The following is a 21,686-nucleotide window of genomic DNA, read 5'->3' as shown; positions in this document are numbered from 1 at the left end:
TTTCAGCCAGGTGGGTGTCAGCGGTAGGTGATGGCCTGCCTGCCCAGCGCTTCCCAGCTTTTCCGCAGGGCTGTATGTTTGACCCGCTGCTGCTTGGCTCCCGTTAACGGATTGTTGACATAGGCGTGGCTCTCATCGTAGCCGACCAGGAGAACGACGTGCTCGTCAAAAGGGGCGACGATTTTTTGACCGTCCTTCCGCCAGCTTTCCCACTCCGTCGGCAGCGCAAAGTCGCCTGTCGCCCAGACAACGACGGGGCGACCCTTGGCAATGCTGTCCAGCATGGCTTCGTACGGTTTGCCTGTCAAGTTGACGGCCCGTTCTCCCACATAGCGCCGCAGCAGTTCCTCCAGCGGCTTGTTGTAGACGGCAAAACCCTTTCGTTTTCCGGTCATGTCACCGACAAAACCTTTATTGGGGTCGCCCCATTCCTTGATGTCGCCGCTCTTCTGCACAAGCGGCTCGGGATCCTTTTTGACCTGCCGGGCCAACGCCATCTTGTCTACCTCGTGGCCCACATAGCGAAGCAGCATGGCCAGGCTTGTCACCTCACAGCCATTTTTCAATTCCGGTTTCTGGCTGATGATGGGCACATTGAGCATCGCTTTGGCCGGCCTTGGTTTGACTGCCGGTTCTATAGGAGGCCGCTTCATCTCAGGGGATTTGGTCTCGTTTTGGATGTTCATTTGAGGCGGAGGTTCCTGAGCCTGGGGGGCAGCACATCCGGCCAGCAGGGCAGCCGCCGTTGCGATCGCGATCGGCCATTCTGGGGTCATAGAGGTCTCTCCTTCCTTTTCCCCACAGGGTTCCCTGGCGGTCGGCGGCTCATGTGCCCCGTTATCAGGAGGTTGCTCCCATCTGTACGTGCAACAGGCGGTCAAAAGGGATCCACACGGCCTCCTCCCCGGCTTTCAGCTTGATTCGCCGACTTGCCTGGTCGACGTGAACGACGCAGCCGACACGACGCTTGGGGCTCTGCCCGTCGTAGTACGTAACGGCCACTCCGCTTCCCGATTGAAAGGCTCGCCAAACCTCCTCGCTTAACGCCGCCTGCTGCTCCTCGTCAAGCTCGGGCGGAATGTAGCGCCGCTCCTCCGCTTTGATCCGGATATACGTCTCGCGGTGTTCCGGCAGCACGAAGCGGCTGGCGACAAACAGGTTTTCTTTTTTGGAGACGGTTTTCTCCCTCATGTTCTTCTCTCCTCCTGGTTGATCCACAAGCGAACGCGCTCCTGGCATTCCGCCCGCAGCACTTCAACGGAATAAACCGCTTCCCGCAGGTAGCCCCGCCAACGATACTGCACGATGTAGACGCCGCCGTGCTTGCGGCTTGTGAGCAGGTGACAGCCCTGCTCGCGGAGCGTCCGCCGCAGCTGGTAGTGACGCCGTTCCGCCCAGCGGGACAGCTCCTCCAACAGCAGGTGATACGACAGCTTCAACGGCACACGCCGGAGCATTGCCAGGTCGATCATCGCCGCCCGAAACAGCAGGCCGAACAGCACGCACTCGCGAACCATCTCCTGCCCCTCGCCGGCTACTTGTGCCGCTGCTTCCGGGCCGCTCACTTATAGTGCCCCCCGATTTTCCGGGCGCGTTCGCGGGCCTGCCCCGCCCCCAGCAGGGAGACCGCCCGCAGAATCGCATCGTTGCCGTAGCGGGCGCGAATGCCGTCCATCGCATAAGCAAGCGAGCGCTGCTTCTCCGTGTCGGCAAACAGGTTGAGCTGCACGACGTTGTCCGGCTGCAGCTGGCCCAGATGAACGCCCACGCTGCGCACAGGGGTCTCCTTCCAGTGACGGTCAAACAGGCGGCAGGCCGCTTCGTACAACGTGATCGCGTCGTTGGTCGCCTCTCCCAGCTTCAGCTGCCGCCAAAACCCGTGCGACGCGTCAAAATCAGCACCGCGGCAGCCGACAGAAACCACAGAGCCCATCAGCTGTTTGTGACGGGCTCGCCGGCACACCTCCTCGCTCAGCTCCAGCAGGACCACCTTGATGTCGGCGGCGGTGTGGTAGTCACGAGGCAGCGTCATGTGGTGACCGATTCCCTTTTGCGTATCGTGCGTGTGCAGGGAAACCGGCGAATCGTCGAGGCCGTGTGCCGTTCGCCACAGCACCTCCCCGTTGATCCCCCAGCGGCGGATCAGAAGCGCAGGAGACAGGTTGGCCAGCTGCCCGATCTGGTAAATTCCCATCCGGTGAAAGTGGCGTTTCATGCGCGAGCCGACCCCGAACAGCTTTTCAATCGGCAGCTTCCACAGCGTCTGTGCCAGCTCTTCCTTTTTCAGCCAGAAGATGCCCTCCTCCCGTTTTTTGGCGAAGTTGTCACACGCCATTTTGGCCAGCACCTTGTTCTCCCCGATGCCGATCCGGCAATGGATCCCCGTTTCCAGCCAGACGCGCCGGCGAATCTCCCGGGCGATCGTCCACGCGTCGCCAAACAGACCCACACTGCCTGTCACGTCGAGAAATTGTTCGTCAATGGAATACGGCTCTACCAGATCGGTAAACGCCTCAAAAATCCGGGTAATTTGCAGCGAAATGTCAATATAAGTCTCCATGCGCGGACGTACGACCACGAGATGGCGGCACTTCTGCTGAGCCTGCCACAGCGCTTCCGCCGTCGTCACGCCATATGACTTGGCAATCGGACAAGCGGCCAGCACCACCCCGCTCCGCCGCTCCGGATCACCGGCTACCACGATCGGCTTGTTGCGAATCTCCGGATTGGCAGCTTTTTCAATGCTGGCATAAAAGCTCTGCATGTCGGCAAGAAAGACGATCCGCTTGCTTGTCATGCCTACTCCTCCTAGATCAAGATCGCTTTTGGGCTCCCGAAAAGTATTCGGAATAAACTTCAGAGCAATACGTCACTTTTTGGGATTAAGAACGTTTGTTCTTGTTTTTAGTATAGCAAACACACGTTCGCTTTTATACCCTTTCCGTTCGAAAAAAGGCTGGAAAATTTTTAAAGCCCTGTCTATGATGAGGACATCCACAGGAACAAAAGGGAGGAGATCCGGGTTATTGATTCGCCACGGCTTGGAGGTTTTTTTGAAACGGAACCTCTCTTCAAACGTCACATCTGGTAGATACCGGAAAACCGAGGAGATGGATGATATGAACCGCTGGCTTGCGTTGCTCTGCTTCACCTTCATCATGAGTGCTGTTGCCTGTACCCCACCTTCGGAGAAGACTGCTCCCCCTTCACCTGCACCGTCTCCTCAACCTGAGCCCGTTCCGCCGAAGCCCCCTGCGGACTTAGAAGAGCTTCCGTTTGACTACGGGGTGCTTCAGGAAGACGTACGCATTCAGCTGGACAGTGCGCCTCGCCTGCATTCTCCGGTCAATACCGTGGTCACTCCGGAACCGCAGGCATTCACGCTGTATTTTCGGGAAGCGATGAATCGGCCCTCGGTGGAAGAGGCTCTGCGGAAACGTGCCGAAGAAGTGCAAGAGGAGTGGCAGGGTTCAATCCTGCCCGCGTTTTCATTCCGCTGGGCAAGCGATCGCCAGCTGCGTCTGTTGGTCACGGTCCCCCCAGGAGAAGAGCCTGATCATGGAGGACGCAGGTACCTGCTTGACGTAAAAGGGGCAAAGACCCAGCAGGGAATGGAATTGGAGGACCCTCCGGTGTTTACCGCTACCCTGTATGCTCCCAAACAACTATGGCGCGTTTCCGTCGACGGCCAGCAAAAAGAACAGCTCTCATCCTTTACAGAGCCTTACTTCACCCTGAAGTTTCTCGACGATGAGCACCGTTATTTGCTGCTCAGCCGGTTTCTGCAGTATTGTGAATGCGATGCGGATCACGAACGCATGTACGCCGTATACGACGTGAACACACGAAAGCTGACCCCATACCCGCTCCCCCTTCAAACCACCTATATGGGCGAAGGCGATTTCGTTGCCGATCGGCGCGGATTTTTTTACGCCAAACCTGGTGCAGAGAGCGGGCTGTCTTCAGACGGGACCGCTGTTCCCATACGGGTGGATTCATACATCCACGGCGCCGGCTTCAGCAAGGATCACAGCCATGTCTTCATGGCCGTAGGGAAGAAAGGCCAGACCGGAGACTTTGACCTGCTCATCCGCAACCTCGATTCCGGTCAGGAACAACGCTTTCCCCAGGCGCTGAAAGGCATGGCTCCGCAGAATGAACTGAGCGGCGGCCCCGCACCTGTTTTCTTTCAGGACGACGGAGAAAACGTCACCTTTGCGATGAGAGATCCCCTGGAATATAAGGAAAGACGCTACGCCTACACATGGAAGACAGGAAAAGTAACGGTATGGCAACCGCCGATACCCCCGGAATCCTGGTCAGGCTATACGCAATCAAGCGACGGCCTCTACCAGCTCTACGCAAACGGCGGGCTCTACAAAGGGAAGACGCTGATATCGGAACACTTTCCCTATGGCTATTGGCTTACAGGAACACATGTACTCGTCTATCAGGAGTACCTGCCGGCAGGAGGTTCATCGAAGCTGCAGATCAAACGGTTTGACGCTGACCGAAATGAGACAAAAACGATCATGACCGACCTGCCGCCCGGTATCGAACTGATCGGCACCAGTCCGGACGGCGAGTGGATCTATATCCAAAGCCATGTGGATTTGACAAAATGAAAAGTCCACATGGAGTGGACTTTCAGGGTGTGGAGAAAGTGGCTGTAGTGGAAGAAGCATGTTTCCATTCTGCGCTCCGGTCTACGCCCTGCAAAGAAGTGTAGACTGTCCGCTCCGCTAGGTTGGGCTTCGCTAGTCGCTCCGCCTGGAAACGTGCTTCTTCTCGTTACCGGTGTTTGTCAACAAGCTCAATATCCACACGAAGTGGACTTTTTAGTCAAATACGATGCCATCCAGTACTCCTTCGCGCTTTAAGTATTCGCGCAAATGGCTGTACTCCTCTTCCTCCCAAAAACTGGATTCCGCCACCAGTCGTGCCGACTCCTGACGGGCGACCTCCAGCGCTTTGTAATCACTGAGCAAGTCAGCGACTTTAAATTCAGGCAGCCCGCTTTGCTTGGTGCCGAAAAAGTCACCTGGCCCGCGCAGCTCCAAATCGCGCTGGGAGAGCTCAAAACCGTCCGTCGTTTCGCACATCACGCGCATCCGCTCCTTGCCGATCTCCGTCTTGGGATCGGCAATCAGCACACAGTACGACTGCTCCGACCCGCGGCCTACCCGCCCGCGCAGCTGGTGCAGCTGAGCCAGTCCAAATCGTTCGGCGTCGTACACAATCATAAAAGTGGCGTTGGGGACGTTTACTCCCACCTCGACCACCGTCGTGGAGACCAGCACAGCGTACTCTCCGGAAAGAAACGCCTGCATGACCGCATCCTTTTCCTTGGCCGGGAGCCGTCCATGCATCAGCCCGATTCCGTACTCAGGGAAATAGTGGGACAGTTGGGCGTGTACGTCAATGGCGTTTTGCACGTCCAGCTTGTCCGACTCTTCAATCAGCGGACAAATGACGTACGCCTGCCGCCCTTTTTTGAGTTCCACGCGCATTTGCTCGAGCACCTGATGAAATTGCTCGTGCTTTCTCCAGCTCGTCTCGATCGGCTTGCGGCCGGCCGGCATCTGGTCGATTGTAGACACGTCCATGTCCCCAAACGCCGCGATGGCCAACGTCCGAGGAATGGGGGTCGCGGTCATGAACAAAACGTCCGGCGCCAGTCCTTTGTTTCGCAGGATTCGTCGCTGCTCCACGCCAAAGCGGTGCTGTTCGTCGGTAATCACCAGGCCGAGCTGGCGGAAAAATACATCCTCCTGAATCAGTGCGTGGGTACCCACCACTACATCAACCAGCCCCATCTGCAAGGCAGAGATCACCTCCCTGCGCCGTTTGGCTGTCAGTGAACCGGACAAAAGCGCCACATGGATACCGTAGGGCGAAAGCAGTCCCATTAGGGATTGAAGGTGCTGCTCGGCAAGAATTTCAGTCGGTACCATCAGCGCTCCCTGGAAGCCTGCTTTTACCGTAGCGTACAGGGCGATGGCAGCTACCACCGTTTTTCCCGAACCGACGTCTCCCTGCAGCAGCCGGTTCATTGCATAAGGGGCACGCATGTCGTCGAGAACTTCCTTGACCACCCGCTTCTGGGCGTCCGTGAGCGGAAACGGCAAGGATTTGACAAATTGACGTACCTCTTCCATCGGGATGGACTGCGCCATCCCCTCGGTTTGCTGACGGGTAATCCGCCGCAGAGCCTGCATTTTCAGCTGGAATAAAAACAGCTCTTCAAACATGATCCGCCGCCGGGCCTGTCTGCCCTCCTCCGCGCTCTCCGGGAAGTGGATGCCGTAGATTGCCTGTGCACGCGGCATTAACCGATAGCGGCTGACAATGTCGGCAGGCAGGATCTCGGGAATCTTTTCTCCGAAATGGCTCAATGCCTGCTGGATCGTTTTACGCAAAAAGGCGTGGGTCACGTCGCCGCCCAACGGATAGATGGGAGCGAGCTCCCCCCGCTTTCGGGCGCGATCTGAATCGACTTCCGTCATTTCGCTGACCGTTATTTGCAGCTTGTGCCTGTCCCACTTGCCCGTAACCAGTATCTCCTTTCCGGGCGAAAGCCGGCTTTTTACAAACGTCTGGTTGAACCAGACTGCCGTGACAACGACCTTGTCTATCACCAACCGGACGGAGATTCTTGATTTTCGCTTGCCGTAAAAACGAACGGAGGGCTCGCCGTAGACCGTTCCTGCCAACGTGACCCTCTCGCCGTCTTTTACTTCCGTCAAATCGCGCACACGGTAATCCTCATAGCGAGTCGGGAAGTACTCCAGCAAATCGCCGATCGTCTCGATGCCGATCCCGGCCAACGCTTTCGCCCGTTCTTCGCCTACCCCGTGAAGCAGCGAAACGGGAGCTTGATAAATATCGTGCATCTTATTTTTCCAACCTCACGCCAAAGATTTTGGCCTCAATCTGACGGCCCGTTTGCGTAGCAGCCAGCCCGCCCTGGGCGGTCTCCTTCAACGCGGTAGGCATGGTGCAGCCAATCCGGTACATGGCGTCGATCACCTCATCGGTCGGCACCACGCTCTTGATGCCAGCCAGCGCCATGTCAGCCGCCACCGTTGCAATCGCCGCACCCATGGCGTTGCGCTTCACGCACGGAACCTCCACCAATCCGGCCACGGGGTCGCACACCAAACCCAGCATGTTTTTCAGTGCAATGGCTACCGCTTGGGCTGACTGCTCAGGCGTACCGCCGGCCATTTCCACAATCGCCGCTGCCGCCATCGCGGTAGCCGATCCCACTTCCGCCTGACAACCGCCGGCTGCACCCGAAATAAAGGCGTTGTTCGCGATGCAGAAGCCGATCGCCCCTGCCGTGAACAGGTAGTTGACCATCTCTTCCCGGGTCGGATTCAGCTTTTCCGAGACGGCAAACAGCGTGCCTGGGACAATCCCGCAGGCACCGGCCGTAGGGGTTGCGACAATCGTGCCCATCGCCGCGTTCACCTCGTTGACCGCAATCGACATGCTCACTGCGTTCAACAGCGTCGGTCCGGACAGAAACGGCTTGGTTTTCATGTATTCCTGCAGCTTTTTGGCGTCGCCGCCGGTAAGGCCGCTGTGTGAACGGATATCCTCCGTCAGCCCGCGCTGAACGGCCTTTTCCATTACGTCCAGATTGTTGTACATATCGGTCATGATCGCTTCACGGGTACGCTGAGACACTTCCATCTCCGCCTCAATCATCACCTGTGAGATTTTCTTTCCTTGCGACTCAGCCAGTTCGACAAGTTCGGCAACGTTACGAAACATGCTGTTGTTTCATCTCCTCTCCTTACGTAATTGCGACTATTGTAGCGAGAGCAAGGATACCTCCAGGATGCCCGGAATCTGCCTGATTTCCTCCAAAACCTGCGGCGACACTGCGGAATCCGTCTCAATGGCCATCAAGGCCCGAGAACCGCGGGTGTGTCGGGACACCTCCATGTGCCCCACATTGATGCGGTGCTGGGTAAGCACCTTGGCCACCCCGGCAATCATTCCGAAACGGTCTTCGTGCAGGACCAACAGGGTGGGCGTGTCAAAGCCGAGCTGGAAAGCGAATCCGTTTATTTCAATGACCTCGATTTTGCCTCCGCCGATCGAGACACCTACCACCTCTGTCTGCTTCTCCTCGTCGGACAATACGATACGGGAGGTGTTGGGATGTTCCGTCAGTACTTCAGAAGTCCGCAATTCCACTTTTATACCCAAGTCCTTCGCAATCTGCAGCGAATCTTTCAATCGCAGGTCGAACGTGTCAAAATCGAGAATGCCGGCCACGGTCGCCACATCTGAACCGTGTCCTTTATAGGTTTTCGCAAATGAGCCGTAAAAAGTAATCTCCGCTTTTTTGGGTTGGCGGCCGAACATCATTCTCGCCACCCGGCCGATACGGGCTGCGCCCGCTGTATGGGAACTGGATGGTCCCACCATGACAGGACCAATGATGTCAAAAACGCTTTTGTATTTCACACGTTTCTCCGTTGCCAAGAAATTGTACAAGTCTGCACAAGTCTTGTTTGCTTCCGCTTTTGCCGTAGCTACTCACGTTTGGAATAACACTCTTCAATCCGCACTCACATCCATAGATGCGCTCAGACAGTTGCCAATCTTTCTTGATCTGTCCGCAACATGAACACAATTTGCGGATACTCGTCAGTCTCCGATGAAGCAAACGAATGGACTTTTCAACTTTTGCAATGTTGCACGTCTTGACGAAACGGTTTCCCTCCCTGTTCATTTCGTATTTGCGGGAAACTTTGCGCTGCAACCTGCGCAAGCGTTTCTCCGTCCTTCTTACGGCAGCAGATTTGCACATTTTTTTATAGGCGTCACATGCGTCTTTGACGGCCTGTTTTGTGGTCTGGGCTGATATTTCGCTTTGTTCGCCCTCCAGCTTCACCTGCGTGAATCCACTCCCATTGTATCCTACCGCTATTGAAAGCGCTACACTTGAAAATAGAAAAAAGTCCAGCAGCAAGATACTGGACGATAAACCCCTCATATCGTTATTGTTTATTTGTTAACTCAGAATGAATATTGAAAAACGGGTTCCATTTTGAGGCTTTGCACTCCAAATGGAACCCGTTACCGTTCAGTTTGCGTCTTTTTCCAAACGAACCTATGCTTTTACCATCACGACGCCAAGCAATCCGGGACCGACGTGGGTACCGATGACAGGCCCAATTTCCTGCACATATGATTCCGCTACCTGGAACTCCTGTTTCACCTGGTCGAGCAGAGCAGCTGCTTCATCGGGCGCCGCGCCGTGGAGCACCGCCACTTTCACCGGCTGACCCTGCGCATACTCCTTCAACGCTTCCATGACACGGGCCAATGCTTTTTTCGTGCCGCGAACCTTGTCAAAAGCAGAGACGGTTCCCACCGGATCGAGGGTGAGAATCGGTTTGATATTCAGCAGGGAACCGATCACTGCGGACGCTTTCCCGATCCGGCCTCCCTTTTGCAGGTACTCCAGTGTATCCACGATGAAGTACACTTGTACCTCGTCCAGATAACGGTCGATCATGTCGAGAACCTGCTGCTTGGTCTTGCCTTCCTTGATTGCCTGCGCCGCCTCCACACAGATCAGGCCGTGAACGAAAGAGGCTTTTCGCGAGTCAATGACCGTAATATCGACGTTTTCTTCCATCATCGACTTGGCGATGACGGCGGACTGATAGGTGCCCGAAAGCACGCCCGCCAGTAAAACCGCGATGATCTGTACGTCTTTTCCGTACTTCTCGATGATCAGTTTATACGCTTCCACAAAGTCAAGCGGCGACGGTTGGGAAGTGGTCGGCATGATGTCGGATTGCTTCAGCTTTTCAAAAAAAGCGGAGGAGGTCAGCGTAACGCCGTCCACAAACGTCTCCCCTCCAAATGTAACCTTGAGCGGAACTGAGATGATTCCCAACGATTGACGAAGCGAGGAATCGATATCCGATGCGCTGTCAGTAAGTATTACGATTGGTGGCATATGTGCACTCCTCTCTATTCCACGGAGAAGATGAACGGATACAGCGGTTGACCGCCGGCGTGGAGTTCCACTTCCACATCCGGATACTCGTCGGCGAGCATGGCCTGGAGCGTTTCGCCTTGTTCCTCGCTGACGTCTTCACCGTAAAAGATCGTGACGATCCCCGTTTCATCCTCAACCAGATTGCGCAGCAGCGCTTTGGCACTCTCCATCATATCCGGGCCGGCCGTGACGATCTCTTTCTCGGCAATGCCGATATAATCCCCCTGCTTGATCTCCACATCGCCCATTTTCGTGTCGCGGACGGAGGTGGTCACCAGACCGGTCTTCACATGAGCGAGAGCTTCAGACATGTTCTCCTTGTTCGCTTCCAGATCAGCGCCTGCGTTGAATGCGATCAGAGCGGCCATACCCTGAGGGATGCTCTTGCTCGGAATGACCGCAACAGGCTTGTCTGCCAGCGCGGCAGCCTGCTGAGCCGCCATCACGATGTTGCTGTTGTTCGGCAGGATGATGATTTTTTCCGCATTCAGTCCTTCCATTGCTTTCAGGAAGTCTTCCGTGCTCGGGTTCATCGTCTGGCCACCCTCGACCACCACGTGAACACCCAGACTGCGGAAAATCTCGGCAATGCCGCTGCCGGCGGCCACAGCGATCAATCCGTACGGCAGGGGTTCCGCCTGCGCTTCGGTCTTTTCTGCAGCGTGAGCCGCATGGGCTTTCCGCTCTTCTTCCTTCAGGATGTTGGCGTGCTGTTCGCGCATGTTTTCAATCTTGATGCGGTGCAGGCTGCCGAACTGCTGGGCATACTGCAGCACGTGACCGGGATTTTCCGCATGAATGTGTACCTTGACGATTTCGTCGTCAGAGACAACCAGCAGGGAATCGCCCATCGTGTCAAGGTGATTCCGGAATACGGCTTCCGAAAACGCTTTCTTGTTCGGCTCCGTGCTATGGGTTAACCAGACCATAAACTCGGTACAATACCCGTATTGAATGTCTTCTGTTTTCATATGTACCTGGGCATTGTGCTGCTCATGCACCATTTGGTCCAGGTCCATGCTGGCGACAGACGGCTTCGGCTGATTCCCCAGCTCCAGAACGGTTTCACCGCGCAGTGCCCGCAAAAAGCCCTCGTAGATGAACAGGAGCCCTTGGCCGCCTGAATCGACGACCCCTACTTCCTTTAAGACCGGAAGCATTTCCGGTGTCCGCAGCAGGGCAGCTTTTGCCTGCTCATAGGTTTTTTCCATGACCAGCGTGATGTCATCGGTCGTGCGGGAGATGCGCACTGCCATTTCAGCCGCTTCACGGGCCACCGTTAATATGGTCCCCTCCACCGGTTTCATCACTGCCTGATAGGCGGAATCCACTCCTGCTTTCAATGCTTCGGCAAATTGGCGGGAGTTGATCACGTCCTTGCCGCTGACGGCCTTGCTGAAACCGCGGAACAGCTGAGACAGAATAACGCCGGAATTGCCGCGCGCTCCCATCAACAGACCTTTTGCCAGCGCACCGGCCGAATCGCCAATGAGCGGAGACTCTTTACGGGCAAGCTCTTCTACCCCGGACGTGAGCGTCAGGTTCATGTTTGTTCCCGTATCCCCATCCGGTACGGGAAACACGTTAAGTGCATCCACAACTTTTACGTTGTTTGATAATTGACTGGCGCCCAAGTAAACCATCTGGCTAAACAGCACGCCATCCAGACGCGTATGTACCAACTGATGTTCCTCCTTACGTTTCCCTGTCTGTGCGGACTCCCTGCACAAAGATGTTTACAGCAGATATGTCAATGCCAACCATTTGTTCGACGGTGTAACGGACGCGGCGCTGCACGTTGCCGGCAACCTCGGAAATTTTCACCCCATAACTCACGATAATGTGCATGTCAAGGGTGACTTCCCCGTTTTGGTTATGAACGACCACACCCTTACTCAGATTATCTCGCCCCAAGAGCTCGGCAATTCCATCTTTTAACGCCTTTCGCGAAGCCATGCCGACCAGTCCGAACACTTCCATTGCGGCGCCACCGGCAATCCGCGCAATCACTTCTTCTGTAACGTCGATCTTACCCAGAGGTGTGCTCATTTCCACTGCCATGCAAGGACTCCTCCTTTTTCAAACGGCCTGGCCGTTTTGCTGCATTACGGACCCCACCGGACAGCATCAGCTATAGCGGGTGGGGGTTTCTAGGCATATATAACCATGCTTCTCACAATTCTACACTAACCCTTACTAGATTTGAAGCGTTTTGTCGAATCTGACCGGGAATTCCCTGCGAGCTGCCTAATTCTTGATCGTCAAGTATTGCAATTGACAGGGTGGTATGCTACTATAAGCAAGTGTTTGTTATTGCCCCTCACAGGGTATCCCGTTTTAGATGCAACAAGGGAGGTGGATGTCAATGGCACGTCGCTGCTTTGTAACTGGCAAATCTGCTAAAGCTGGAAACGCTCGCTCCCACTCCATGCGCGCTACTCGCCGTACCTGGGGTGTTAACGTTCAAAAAGTGCGCATTCTTGTAAATGGTAAGCCGAAGCGCGTATATGTGAGCACTCGAGCACTGAAGTCCGGTCTCGTGACTCGCGTATAATTGTTCCCAGAAAAAAGCGAAAAAAAGCACCCGCGAGGTGCTTTTTTGCTTTTTTCTATGAAGTCCATCGGGTATTGCTTCACTTCTTCCGATTAAATGCCTCAATCACGGCGCGAATCATGCCACCCAGAAATTTCGGCAGCTTGATGGTGTAGAATCGCATTGTGACCCCTCCTTACCGGAATTACTTGACATGAAACAGATACCAACCAGCCCCCATGAGTCCAATTGCCAACAGGCTATACCATACCCACGGAGGTGCCGTATACACGAGAATGGTGATTCCACCGACAGCTGATGCAACACCGAGAATTCGTTTTACGGCGACCCCCTGTCGCAGGCGAAAGGAGCGAAGTCCCATTTCATGTCGCACCTCCTCAAGGCGTTTTCCGAACGTGGATATTACATCATATTCCGTCGAGGGTCAAACATGTGTCCGGCATGTCGAAGAATGAAAAAAAATCAGGCAGCGAGTATGCTACCTGACTATGATATGCACCATGGCCCGATTTTGTTCCTTCTATATTAATTACGCCGTACGGCTGCGGTTCGGGAACAACAGCTGCGGAGCGCTGGTCAGTATGACGGTAAGCACGATCCCGGCGATGATCATTTCCGGCAGGAGGTACGTGATGTTGTACAGGAACGAATACAGGGCAACCGGTGTCCCCTCCGGCGCATATTCACCAAACCAGACGATCCCCGAAACAAAATGGCAGACAAAACGGCCCACGACGCCCACGAACAAGCTGCTCCACAGCGCCAGGATTCGGCTCGACTGGCTGCCGTAGCCGGAAAGGCGGACCATCCCCGCCAAACCCAGAGCGGCGAAAGCCAGCGGGTAGTCAAGCAGCAGCTGTACCGGATGGACCACGTAGCCGCCGATCAGGTGATTCAACTCCCCGACGATCAACCCCGTCAATACACCCGCCATGACGCCCCGGCGAACCGCAATCAAGGCGATCGGCACCATCACCAGTGAGATCGAGCCTCCCTGCGGCATTTCAAATACTTTTACCAGACTAAACACATATCCGATTGCGGCCATGACGGCGATCTCCATCATGACGAGCAGACGCTGATTCGGCATGGATGATTCCTCCTTGAATAGACTTCCGGCTCTGATTGTACGCTACTTTTTTCCACGTGTAAAGATTGCTTACATACTAAGAAAACCCACCCGGCATTAGCTAACGCTTCGCCGGGCGGGGCCCCGAACACTTTTCTAGCGACTGTATGGGATGTCCAATTTTAGAAATTCATCTTTTCTGCACAGCTACCAGCTTTTTTCACTGCTTACAGCATCTTTTCCAAAAACTGCTTGGCCCGCTCGCTCTTCGGATTGCTGAAAAATTCTTGCGGCGGGGCTTCCTCCACCAGACGACCGCCGTCCAGGAAGCAGATGCGATCCGCCACCTCTCGGGCAAAGCCCATCTCGTGGGTGACGATCGCCATGGTCATCCCGGTATGGGCGAGGTCTTTCATAACTTCGAGTACCTCTTTGACCATCTCCGGGTCAAGCGCGGACGTCGGTTCGTCAAACAGCATGATTTCCGGCTCCATAGCCAGTGAGCGGGCGATCGCCACACGCTGCTTCTGGCCGCCGGACAGCCGGGACGGGTAGACGTCCGCCTTGTCGGACAGGCCGACGCGCGCCAGCAGGTCCTTCCCCTTTTTCTCCGCCGCCTCTTTGCTCAGGCCCTTTACCTTCATCGGCGCGTAGGTCAGGTTTTGCAGCACGGTCATATGCGGGAACAGATGAAAATGCTGAAACACCATCCCGATGTTCTGCCGGATTTTCGCTACATCCGCCTTTGGATCGGTAATGTCCTGTCCGTTGATGATAATTTTCCCTTTGGTCGGGACTTCCAGCAGGTTCATGCAGCGTAAAAAGGTGGATTTGCCCGAGCCGGACGGACCGATGATGGCCACAACGTCGCCGCGGTCGATTTCTGTGGAAATATCCTTCAGGACGTCCAGCTTGCCAAACGATTTGTACAAGTTTTCTACTTTAATCACTGCGTCTCAATCTCCTTTCGAAGCCGCGCGCCCCCCATGTCAAGCTCATCACCATGACGTAATAGATGAGGCCGGCAAAAAGGAGCGGTTCAAAGTAGATGAACTTCTCGGCTGCGACGATATTGGCGCGGCGAAGAATGTCCGTTACACCGATCACGGAGACGAGGGCGGATTCTTTCAACAGCGCAATGCTCTCATTAACCAGCGCTGGCAGGATGTTTTTCAGCGCCTGCGGGAAGATGATGTCCAGCATCATCCGGCGGTACGGTACGCCAAGCGCGATCGCTGCTTCCCGCTGTCCCTTGTCCACTGCCAGAATCCCCCCGCGAATCGTCTCGGAGATGTACGCAGCAGAGTTCAGACCGAAAGCCAATACCCCCGCTGCCAGCGCACTGATGTCGTAGCCGGTCAGCTGCGGGACGGAAAAGTAGATCAGCGTCAGCTGCAAAATCAACGGCGTACCGCGGAAGATGGACGTATACACCACCGCAAACCACTTGAGCGGTTTGATGTTCGAGATTTTGAAAAGGGAAAGAATCGTCCCCCAAATAAAGCCAAAAAATGCAGAAAGCAGCGTAAATTTTAGCGTGTCCAATATCCCGCCGAGAATATAGGGGATAGAGGGCACGATTTGTGAGAAATCCAAAGTCATGCCCTTACTCGCACCTCAAATCAGGATGTATTTGTACTTATTTCTCAAACCACTTCTTGACCAGTTTCTCCAGTTCGCCGTTTTCCTGCATTTTTTTGATCACTTTGTTGAAGTCTTCCACGTACTTGGAGCCTTTCGGGAACGCAACAGCAGAACCGGAAGGACCTTCGCTTGGAATGGTGTTGAATTCGATATCCGGATTGGATTGGGTGTAGCCTTTTGCCACAGTGTCTTCGATGATCGCGGCGTCGACGCGGCCGGATTTCAGCTCCTGAATGATTTCACCGATCTTGTTCAGGGATTTGATTTCCATGCCCTGTACCGTTTTTGCCATTTCTTTCGCATCGCCTTCTTGAATGGAGCCGAGCTGCACGGCAACTTTTTTGCCAGCGAGATCTTCCCATTTGGTCAGGTTGCTGCCCTTTTTCGCTACGATGGAATTTTTGGCATCATAGTAGATGACGGAGAAGTCAGCGTTCTGCAGACGTTCCGGCTTCGGCGTCATGCCCGCCATCACGAAATCGGCGCGGCCCGCTTGAAGCGCCGGCAGCAGACCGTTAAAGTCCATGTCCTTGACTTCGAACTCAAAACCAAGCTCGTTGGCGATGTAGTTGGCGATGTCAATGTCAAACCCGACAATCTCGTCCTTGCCGCTGGATGTATCGTGGTACTCGTACGGCGGATAGTCAGCCGAGGTTGCCAGAATCAGTTTTTTCTTTTCTGCAGTCGGTTGCTGGCCTTGAGCCGGCTGCTGTTGATCGGCACCGCCTTGTCCGCCGCCGCACCCTGCCAGAACAGCGACAGTGAACAAGGACGTCACCGCCATCGTCATGATCGTTTTGAATTTTTTCATGAAAGGTACCTCCCAAAAAGTGTAGTGTGTCGTTAAGAGCAAGTATTCTATGAACGTTCGTTGATTCATAAACATACAGCACATTGTATATTTTAATCATTTTACACTAAAATTCAACATTATTTTATTTCTAGATTTTTGCTTGGCATCAGTCTTGTAAGAACGGTAAAGTACAGGTAGAAAACAACGCAGGAGGTAACCTATGACAACAAATTGGACGCAATATTTCCGCAATCAGCTGGAGGCCATTTTGGAAGAACTTCGCACCTACGTCGAAATGGAGTCTCCCACCCACAACAAACAGGCGGTAGACAGACTTGGTGCGTATATCAAAAAACGCTTTCTCGCGCTCGGATGCAGGGTGGAGGAAATCACTCAGAGAGAGTACGGGAATCCGTTGCGGGTGGAGTACGGGGAGGGCGAAGAACAGATTCTTATCCTCGGCCACTTTGACACAGTAAAGGAGATCGGCACCTTGACCTCGGAGCCTTGGCGCATCGAAGACGGCAAGGCGTACGGCCCGGGGACCTACGACATGAAATCCGGCATCGTGTTCAGCTATTTTGCCCTGCAGGCGATCATTCAGGAAAAGCTTCCGCTCGGTAAGAAGCTGGTCTTCTTCTGGAACACAGACGAAGAGACCGGCAGTCACGCTTCCAAAGAGCTGATTATGGCGGAAGCCAGAAAGAGCGCGGCAGCGCTGGTCCTGGAACCATCCTACGGCGACGGCTACCTGAAAACCAGCCGCAAAGGCGGGGGCGAGTTCGTCCTGAAGGTAAAAGGACGTTCCGCCCACGCCGGCAACGACCATGCCCGCGGGATCAACGCCATCGAGGAGCTGGCCCGCCACGTCCTGGCCATCCAATCGTGGACGGACTACGAAGCGGGTACAACGCTCTCGGTCGGAACCATCAAAGGGGGGAGCGTCTCCAACGTCATTCCCGAACAGGCCGAAGCTGAGATTGACGTAAGGATCACAAAAGCAAGCGAAGCCGAACGAATTACCAACCTGATGCATCGTTTGACGCCTGTCCTGCCCGGGGCTGTGCTGGTTGTGGAGGGCGGGATCACCAAACCGCCGATGGAACGGTCACAAGGAACGGAGCGGCTTTTCCTGCATGCCCGTGAACAGGCCCACCTGGAAGGCATCGAACTGAAGGAAATCGGCGTGGGCGGAACGAGTGACGGCAACTTCGCCGCAGCCGCCGGCACGCCCACTCTGGATGGTTTGGGGCCGGTCGGTGACGGTGCCCACGCCCCGCATGAACACGTTGTGATCGATCATATTCCGGGCCGTATTGCGCTGCTGGTTCGCATGCTGACGACGTTGTGATCGGTCCACGACCAGATCGCGGGACGGTCGTGTCGTTTGACAAACCGTAACAACTGAAATAGAAAAGCGCGGGTAAAGTTCACCCGCGCTTTTTATGCGCACTTTACTTGCGTGTCTCTATCGCTGCAGCCAGATTGTCTACCAGCTGCTTTAGGAACTGCAGGCTCGTTTCATCAGTCAGGAGCCCGTTCTCGTCAAACTTGGACGTCGCCTGCGGAATCATGACCTCCGGACGGTTGACAGGCGACATGTTTAAACCAAACAGGATGTCTCTCAGATGCACCTGGGCGCGTACCGTTCCAAACATGCCGGGAGCCGCTCCCATGATCGCCACCGGCTTCGACGCGAGCGGGGTGCCGACAAACTGCCGGGACAGCCAGTCAAGAGCGTTTTTCAGCACGCCCGGCACAGAGTGGTTGTACTCCGGACAGCTGATGAGAAAACCGTCGGCCGACTGGGCCAGGCGCGCAAGCTCTATTACGGAAGCGGGAAGATCGTTCTCCAGATCCTGATTGTACAGCGGCAGTTGGGAAATATCGGCGAAGGTGAATTGACAGTGGGCAGGCAGCAGCTTGCTGGCCTGGATCAACAGCGCCTTGTTGAGCGAATCTTTGCGGATGCTGCCGCAAAACCCGACGATATGCAATGGTTTGGTCGTCATACAGCAAATTCCCTCCCACATGTGTGTCTCACTACCAGATTACCCGAGTATTTCCACGACGGACAAGCTTTTTTGCTTACCCGCGAATCGCTGCAATCGCCTGAGCCCGGTCGGTCTGGTTAAACACAGCGCTGCCGGCCACCAGAACAGTGGCTCCCGCTTCCTCGCACAAGCGGGCCGTCTGTGGGTTAACCCCACCGTCGATTTCGATCTCTACAGACTGAAGTCCGCGCTCGTTAAGCATGCTGCGCAGCGCCTTCACTTTCGGCAGGACGCTGTGGATGAACTTTTGCCCGCCGAAGCCAGGATTGACGGTCATCAGCAGCACCAGGTCCACGTCTTCCAGCACGGACTCGATCGTTACCAGCGGTGTTGCCGGATTGAGCACAACGCCCGCTTTTGCCCCTTGCTCCTTGATCAGGTGCAACGTGCGATGCAGGTGTCGGCACGCTTCCTGATGCACCGTCACGAAGTCGGCGCCGCTTTTGACGAATTGCGGGATGTAGCGATCCGGCTCTTCGATCATCAGATGAACGTCCAAGGGCAGCTTTGTCACCGGACGGATTGCCTCCACGATCAGGGGACCGATAGTGATATTGGGTACGAAGTGGCCGTCCATGACATCGACGTGGATCCAGTCCGCTCCTCCCCGCTCCACGTCCAGGATTTCTTCTCCCAGCCTGGCAAAGTTGGCCGACAGGATGGATGGTGCGATTTTTACCATGATTTGTTCCTCCGTTGGTATTCTCTCAGTTCTTCCATAAACTGCCTGTAATGCTCATAGCGTTCCCTGTCCACTTCTCCCTCTTCGAGCGCCTCCCGGACAGCACAGGCCGGTTCACTCAGGTGCAGACAGCCGCGAAACTTGCACTGGTCGCTGATGGCCGCAAAGTCGCGGAATGACTCGGCCAGATCCAGTTCGGAGATGCCGATGAACTCCAGAGAGCTGAAGCCAGGAGTATCGGCGACGTATCCGCCTCCCGCCAGCGGGATCAGTTCCACATGACGGGTGGTGTGACGGCCTCGTCCGAGCTTTTGACTGACATCGCCCGTCTGTAGGCTTATCCCCGGGAACAGCGCGTTGATCAGAGACGACTTGCCTACCCCTGACTGCCCCGCAAAAACGGAGATGCGATCGCGAAGCTCTGCGCGGACGTCGTCTACTCCCCTCTGATCACGGGTAGAGGTGGGGATTACCCTGTAACCGATCCCCTCATACTTCCTGACGATGGCGTCGACTTCTTCCATCCTGGCCATGTCCGCTTTGGACAAGACGATGATGGAATCAATGCCGGCCTTTTCCGTATGGACGAGAAATTTGTCCAAAAGCAGCGAGCTGAATGACGGCTCCACCAGAGAAAAAACCAGGATGGCTTGGTCCACGTTGGCGATCGGAGGACGAAGCAGTTCGCTAGTGCGTTCGCCCACTTCCATGACATATCCTTCCGAGTCGCTGATCGCGTCGTACACCACCCAATCGCCGACGAGCGGGTTTACTTTCGCATCCTTTTTCTTGAACAAGCCTCTGGCGCGACACTGGTAGATCCGATCGCCGTCGGCTACGTAGTAAAATCCGCTTACAGCCTTGACTATGCGTCCCTCTGGCATGAATGTCCCCCCAACTGCTACGGCAAACTGCTGTATTGAATGGTAATGGTTTGAATCGGTTGATTATGCTTCCGTACCTGAATGGTTGCGTTACGTTCAGGCGACAGCACAAGCGGCACGTCGAACTCCTTGCTTTCCGAAATGGTCTCTTGGAAGACGAGCTGATTGTCGCCCCGGGCGTCGGTGACCAGGATTTTCACCTCAGCCGTTTCCCCTGGGAGCATTTCCACGTAAATCGGCGCTGTGCCCACCTTCGCATCGGAGGGATATTGACCGTTGCTGATCGTGAGCGGAATGGCCGTGCCAACAGGCACCTGCATTTTCGGGTCATACGGGTGGGTGGAGAGCACGATGCCCGCTTTATCGGTCGTGTAGGACGGTTGTTCAATCAGCTCATCCGCTACCGCCAGCCCCACCTTAAACAGTTCGACCCGCGCCCGGTCTACGCTCAGCCCGCGAACGTCCGGCATCTCCACGTATTTTTTCCCTTTGCTGACCGTGATTTTTACAACGGTCTTGCCTGGCACCACCTGCTCACCGGCAGACGGCTCCTGACCAATCACTTGACCAGGCGGAGCGTTTTCGTGCTCTTTTTCGATAAAGGATTCTTCCGTGACGGTAAACCCTTTCTGGCGCAAGGTTTCCTCCGCCATGGACCGGGAAAGCGAGACCAGATTGGGCATTTCGATCGCCTGCTGCCCCTTGCTGACGTAAAGGGTGACAATCGCATTCTCTTTCAATCGCATCGGGGGAGCCGGGTCCTGGCGGATTACCATCCCCGGGTCGTACTTGTCGTTCGCTTCCTCGATGATCTTCGGAACCAGGTTCGCCTCGCGAATCTTCTTCTCTGCGCTTGCCACCGGAGTCCCTTCCACGTAGGGGACCGCCACCTCAGGGACGCTCGGGAATATATTCAACAAGAAGTTGAAGCCGAAAAAGGCCAGCACGAGAAACAGGCTGATCGCACCCAGCCAGACGAGCGGCTTCACCCACCATTTCCGCTGAGGCGATTCCTCCGCCTCTTCCTGTTCAAAACGAGCGCGCGACAACGACTGCCGGCTCTGGTTTGCTTCCAGCATCTCCCGTGTAATGATGGGAACGACACGCGTTTGTTCGTCGTCCACCGGGAAATTGATTTTCTTCTCGTTCAATCGCTCCGGCAGAAGGCACGTTTCCAGATCGAGCAGCATCTCTTTTGCCGATGCGTAACGCAGCAACGGATCCTTCACCAGCGCTTTGAGAATGACGTTTTCCACGCTCTGCGGAATGTCCGGTTTGACCTGGCGCGGTTCCGGAAGCGGCTCCTGCAGATGCTTCAGGGCCACTGAGATGGGAGACTCCCCGGAAAACGGCAGCTGACCCGTCACCATCTCATACAACACGATGCCCAACGAGTAAATGTCCGATTTTTCGGCGGTAATGCCTCCCCTTGCCTGCTCCGGGGAAAAGTAGTGAACGGACCCCAGAACGGAGTTGGTATGGGTAATGGTCGTAGAGGTCACCGCTCTGGCGATGCCGAAGTCGGTTACCTTTACCCGACCGTTGTTGCCGATCAGGATGTTGTGCGGTTTTATGTCGCGGTGAATGATCTTGTTCTGGTGTGCATGGTCCAGTGCGTCGCAGATCTGCACGGCGATGCGAACGGCCTCCTCAACCAGCAGAGCCCCCCTCTGGTTGATCACTTCCTTCAAGGTCGAGCCTTCGACATATTCCATCACCATGTAATGCGTATCCCCGTCCTGGCCGACGTCGTACACCCCTACCACGTTGGGATGAGACAGACTTGCCACCGCTTGCGCTTCTCGTCGGAAGCGATTGACGAAATCTTCATCCGTACCGAATTGCGGGCGAAGCACCTTTACCGCGACCTGCCGGTTTAAAATCAAATCCCTGGCCTTGTAAACAATGGCCATACCCCCGCCGCCAATGCGCGCTTCCAGCTGATATCGTCCTCCTAGTCGTTGACCTTCCATCTC

General features: G+C 55.3%; 23 protein-coding genes and 1 pseudogene. 3 read left to right on the top strand and 21 right to left on the bottom strand.

The genetic code is table 11. From position 1 onward, the window contains the following. Positions 1–17: 17 nt before the first annotated feature. From ACE99V_RS10260 to ACE99V_RS10245, 4 genes are all read right to left on the bottom strand, one after another. The gene (locus ACE99V_RS10260; protein WP_400490983.1) at positions 18–776 is read right to left on the bottom strand and encodes a C39 family peptidase; all 759 of its coding nucleotides are present in this window, start codon (positions 774–776) and stop codon (positions 18–20) included. 64 nt (positions 777–840) lie between these two features. Beyond that, the gene (locus ACE99V_RS10255; protein WP_400490982.1) at positions 841–1,191 is read right to left on the bottom strand and encodes a YolD-like family protein; all 351 of its coding nucleotides are present in this window, start codon (positions 1,189–1,191) and stop codon (positions 841–843) included. Next, positions 1,188–1,565, bottom strand: coding sequence for a YhjD family protein (locus tag ACE99V_RS10250; RefSeq protein WP_400490981.1), 378 nt, complete (start codon positions 1,563–1,565; stop codon positions 1,188–1,190). Before ACE99V_RS10250 ends, ACE99V_RS10255 begins: the two co-directional genes overlap by 4 nt. After that, a complete protein-coding gene (locus ACE99V_RS10245) occupies positions 1,562–2,797 on the bottom strand; it encodes a DNA polymerase IV (protein WP_400490980.1) in 1,236 nt (411 codons plus the stop codon). Before ACE99V_RS10245 ends, ACE99V_RS10250 begins: the two co-directional genes overlap by 4 nt. Positions 2,798–3,119: 322 nt before the next feature. Between ACE99V_RS10245 and ACE99V_RS10240 the strand changes: the two genes are divergently transcribed. Then, a complete protein-coding gene (locus tag ACE99V_RS10240) occupies positions 3,120–4,625 on the top strand; it encodes a hypothetical protein (protein ID WP_400490979.1) in 1,506 nt (501 codons plus the stop codon). A gap of 213 nt (positions 4,626–4,838) precedes the next feature. Here the strand turns inward: ACE99V_RS10240 and recG are convergent, their stop codons facing one another. The 7 genes and pseudogenes from recG to ACE99V_RS10205 all read right to left on the bottom strand — a co-directional run bounded on the left by recG (position 4,839) and on the right by ACE99V_RS10205 (position 12,091). Next, positions 4,839–6,893, bottom strand: coding sequence for an ATP-dependent DNA helicase RecG (recG, locus tag ACE99V_RS10235; protein WP_400490978.1), 2,055 nt, complete (start codon positions 6,891–6,893; stop codon positions 4,839–4,841). A gap of 1 nt (position 6,894) precedes the next feature. Next, positions 6,895–7,779 (bottom strand): L-serine ammonia-lyase, iron-sulfur-dependent, subunit alpha, encoded by an 885-nt coding sequence (gene sdaAA / locus ACE99V_RS10230; protein ID WP_400490977.1) that lies wholly within the window; start codon positions 7,777–7,779, stop codon positions 6,895–6,897. A 36-nt stretch (positions 7,780–7,815) separates the two neighbouring features. Next, the gene (sdaAB, locus tag ACE99V_RS10225) at positions 7,816–8,481 is read right to left on the bottom strand and encodes an L-serine ammonia-lyase, iron-sulfur-dependent subunit beta (protein WP_400490976.1); all 666 of its coding nucleotides are present in this window, start codon (positions 8,479–8,481) and stop codon (positions 7,816–7,818) included. 97 nt (positions 8,482–8,578) lie between these two features. Continuing rightward, a pseudogene (locus ACE99V_RS10220) lies at positions 8,579–8,821 on the bottom strand (hypothetical protein); the annotation flags it as partial. Between the two features lie 309 nt (positions 8,822–9,130). Beyond that, positions 9,131–9,988 carry a DegV family protein gene (locus ACE99V_RS10215; protein ID WP_400490975.1) on the bottom strand — a complete coding sequence of 286 codons (858 nt, stop codon included), beginning with the start codon at positions 9,986–9,988 and terminating at the stop codon, positions 9,131–9,133. Positions 9,989–10,002: 14 nt separating this feature from the next. Next, on the bottom strand, positions 10,003–11,712 hold the full coding sequence (locus tag ACE99V_RS10210) for a DAK2 domain-containing protein (protein ID WP_400490974.1): 1,710 nt from the start codon (positions 11,710–11,712) through the stop codon (positions 10,003–10,005). Positions 11,713–11,725: 13 nt separating this feature from the next. Next, complete coding sequence (locus ACE99V_RS10205; RefSeq protein ID WP_400490973.1) at positions 11,726–12,091, bottom strand: Asp23/Gls24 family envelope stress response protein; 366 nt, start codon at positions 12,089–12,091, stop codon at positions 11,726–11,728. A 304-nt stretch (positions 12,092–12,395) separates the two neighbouring features. On the opposite strand from ACE99V_RS10205, the gene rpmB reads away from it, so the two are divergent. Continuing rightward, complete coding sequence (gene rpmB / locus ACE99V_RS10200) at positions 12,396–12,584, top strand: 50S ribosomal protein L28 (RefSeq protein ID WP_005831020.1); 189 nt, start codon at positions 12,396–12,398, stop codon at positions 12,582–12,584. Between the two features lie 79 nt (positions 12,585–12,663). Here rpmB and spoVM read toward each other — a convergent pair whose 3' ends face one another. The 6 genes from spoVM to ACE99V_RS10170 form a co-directional block, all read right to left on the bottom strand. Beyond that, complete coding sequence (spoVM, locus tag ACE99V_RS10195) at positions 12,664–12,747, bottom strand: stage V sporulation protein SpoVM (protein WP_035286689.1); 84 nt, start codon at positions 12,745–12,747, stop codon at positions 12,664–12,666. A 21-nt stretch (positions 12,748–12,768) separates the two neighbouring features. Continuing rightward, positions 12,769–12,945, bottom strand: a complete 177-nt coding sequence (locus ACE99V_RS10190; RefSeq protein ID WP_400490972.1) for a hypothetical protein — start codon at positions 12,943–12,945, stop codon at positions 12,769–12,771. Positions 12,946–13,113: 168 nt separating this feature from the next. Continuing rightward, entirely contained in the window at positions 13,114–13,674 is a 561-nt protein-coding gene (gene thiT / locus ACE99V_RS10185) for an energy-coupled thiamine transporter ThiT (protein ID WP_400490971.1), read from the bottom strand. Between the two features lie 206 nt (positions 13,675–13,880). After that, entirely contained in the window at positions 13,881–14,603 is a 723-nt protein-coding gene (locus ACE99V_RS10180; RefSeq protein ID WP_400490970.1) for an amino acid ABC transporter ATP-binding protein, read from the bottom strand. Further along, positions 14,596–15,255: an amino acid ABC transporter permease gene (locus ACE99V_RS10175; protein WP_400490969.1), complete on the bottom strand. Its 660-nt coding sequence runs from the start codon at positions 15,253–15,255 to the stop codon at positions 14,596–14,598. Before ACE99V_RS10175 ends, ACE99V_RS10180 begins: the two co-directional genes overlap by 8 nt. A gap of 37 nt (positions 15,256–15,292) precedes the next feature. Beyond that, positions 15,293–16,108 carry a transporter substrate-binding domain-containing protein gene (locus tag ACE99V_RS10170; RefSeq protein WP_400490968.1) on the bottom strand — a complete coding sequence of 272 codons (816 nt, stop codon included), beginning with the start codon at positions 16,106–16,108 and terminating at the stop codon, positions 15,293–15,295. 202 nt (positions 16,109–16,310) lie between these two features. Here ACE99V_RS10170 and ACE99V_RS10165 point away from each other — a divergent pair, with 202 nt between their 5' ends. Beyond that, complete coding sequence (locus tag ACE99V_RS10165) at positions 16,311–17,441, top strand: M20 family metallopeptidase (RefSeq protein ID WP_400490967.1); 1,131 nt, start codon at positions 16,311–16,313, stop codon at positions 17,439–17,441. Between the two features lie 103 nt (positions 17,442–17,544). Here the strand turns inward: ACE99V_RS10165 and ACE99V_RS10160 are convergent, their stop codons facing one another. The 4 genes from ACE99V_RS10160 to pknB all read right to left on the bottom strand — a co-directional run bounded on the left by ACE99V_RS10160 (position 17,545) and on the right by pknB (position 21,683). Next, positions 17,545–18,102, bottom strand: a complete 558-nt coding sequence (locus ACE99V_RS10160) for an NADPH-dependent FMN reductase (protein WP_400490966.1) — start codon at positions 18,100–18,102, stop codon at positions 17,545–17,547. A gap of 76 nt (positions 18,103–18,178) precedes the next feature. Next, complete coding sequence (rpe, locus tag ACE99V_RS10155) at positions 18,179–18,826, bottom strand: ribulose-phosphate 3-epimerase (protein WP_400490965.1); 648 nt, start codon at positions 18,824–18,826, stop codon at positions 18,179–18,181. Further along, positions 18,820–19,710 (bottom strand): ribosome small subunit-dependent GTPase A, encoded by an 891-nt coding sequence (gene rsgA, locus ACE99V_RS10150; protein ID WP_400490964.1) that lies wholly within the window; start codon positions 19,708–19,710, stop codon positions 18,820–18,822. The genes rpe and rsgA overlap by 7 nt, the downstream gene beginning before the upstream one ends. 17 nt (positions 19,711–19,727) lie before the next feature. Next, entirely contained in the window at positions 19,728–21,683 is a 1,956-nt protein-coding gene (gene pknB / locus ACE99V_RS10145) for a Stk1 family PASTA domain-containing Ser/Thr kinase (RefSeq protein ID WP_400490963.1), read from the bottom strand. Positions 21,684–21,686: the final 3 nt, after the last annotated feature.

Origin of the sequence: Brevibacillus soli (assembly GCF_044759095.2) — a bacterium.
GTDB lineage: Bacteria > Bacillota > Bacilli > Brevibacillales > Brevibacillaceae > JBIYSM02.
This window is presented reverse-complemented; position numbering and strand designations above follow the sequence as displayed.

Excerpts from the sequence above, each read along its gene's own strand:
- ACE99V_RS10260 (WP_400490983.1), bottom strand. The coding sequence starts at position 776 with ATGACCCCAGAATGGCCGATCGCGATCGCAACGGCGGCTGCCCTGCTG.
- ACE99V_RS10255 (WP_400490982.1), bottom strand. The coding sequence starts at position 1,191 with ATGAGGGAGAAAACCGTCTCCAAAAAAGAAAACCTGTTTGTCGCCAGC.
- ACE99V_RS10245 (WP_400490980.1), bottom strand. The coding sequence starts at position 2,797 with ATGACAAGCAAGCGGATCGTCTTTCTTGCCGACATGCAGAGCTTTTAT.
- ACE99V_RS10240 (WP_400490979.1), top strand. The coding sequence starts at position 3,120 with ATGAACCGCTGGCTTGCGTTGCTCTGCTTCACCTTCATCATGAGTGCT.
- recG (WP_400490978.1), bottom strand. The coding sequence starts at position 6,893 with ATGCACGATATTTATCAAGCTCCCGTTTCGCTGCTTCACGGGGTAGGC.
- sdaAA (WP_400490977.1), bottom strand. The coding sequence starts at position 7,779 with ATGTTTCGTAACGTTGCCGAACTTGTCGAACTGGCTGAGTCGCAAGGA.
- ACE99V_RS10215 (WP_400490975.1), bottom strand. The coding sequence starts at position 9,988 with ATGCCACCAATCGTAATACTTACTGACAGCGCATCGGATATCGATTCC.
- ACE99V_RS10205 (WP_400490973.1), bottom strand. The coding sequence starts at position 12,091 with ATGGCAGTGGAAATGAGCACACCTCTGGGTAAGATCGACGTTACAGAA.
- rpmB (WP_005831020.1), top strand. The coding sequence starts at position 12,396 with ATGGCACGTCGCTGCTTTGTAACTGGCAAATCTGCTAAAGCTGGAAAC.
- spoVM (WP_035286689.1), bottom strand. The coding sequence starts at position 12,747 with ATGCGATTCTACACCATCAAGCTGCCGAAATTTCTGGGTGGCATGATT.
- ACE99V_RS10190 (WP_400490972.1), bottom strand. The coding sequence starts at position 12,945 with ATGGGACTTCGCTCCTTTCGCCTGCGACAGGGGGTCGCCGTAAAACGA.
- thiT (WP_400490971.1), bottom strand. The coding sequence starts at position 13,674 with ATGCCGAATCAGCGTCTGCTCGTCATGATGGAGATCGCCGTCATGGCC.
- ACE99V_RS10175 (WP_400490969.1), bottom strand. The coding sequence starts at position 15,255 with ATGACTTTGGATTTCTCACAAATCGTGCCCTCTATCCCCTATATTCTC.
- ACE99V_RS10170 (WP_400490968.1), bottom strand. The coding sequence starts at position 16,108 with ATGAAAAAATTCAAAACGATCATGACGATGGCGGTGACGTCCTTGTTC.
- ACE99V_RS10165 (WP_400490967.1), top strand. The coding sequence starts at position 16,311 with ATGACAACAAATTGGACGCAATATTTCCGCAATCAGCTGGAGGCCATT.
- ACE99V_RS10160 (WP_400490966.1), bottom strand. The coding sequence starts at position 18,102 with ATGACGACCAAACCATTGCATATCGTCGGGTTTTGCGGCAGCATCCGC.
- rpe (WP_400490965.1), bottom strand. The coding sequence starts at position 18,826 with ATGGTAAAAATCGCACCATCCATCCTGTCGGCCAACTTTGCCAGGCTG.
- rsgA (WP_400490964.1), bottom strand. The coding sequence starts at position 19,710 with ATGCCAGAGGGACGCATAGTCAAGGCTGTAAGCGGATTTTACTACGTA.
- pknB (WP_400490963.1), bottom strand. The coding sequence starts at position 21,683 with ATGGAAGGTCAACGACTAGGAGGACGATATCAGCTGGAAGCGCGCATT.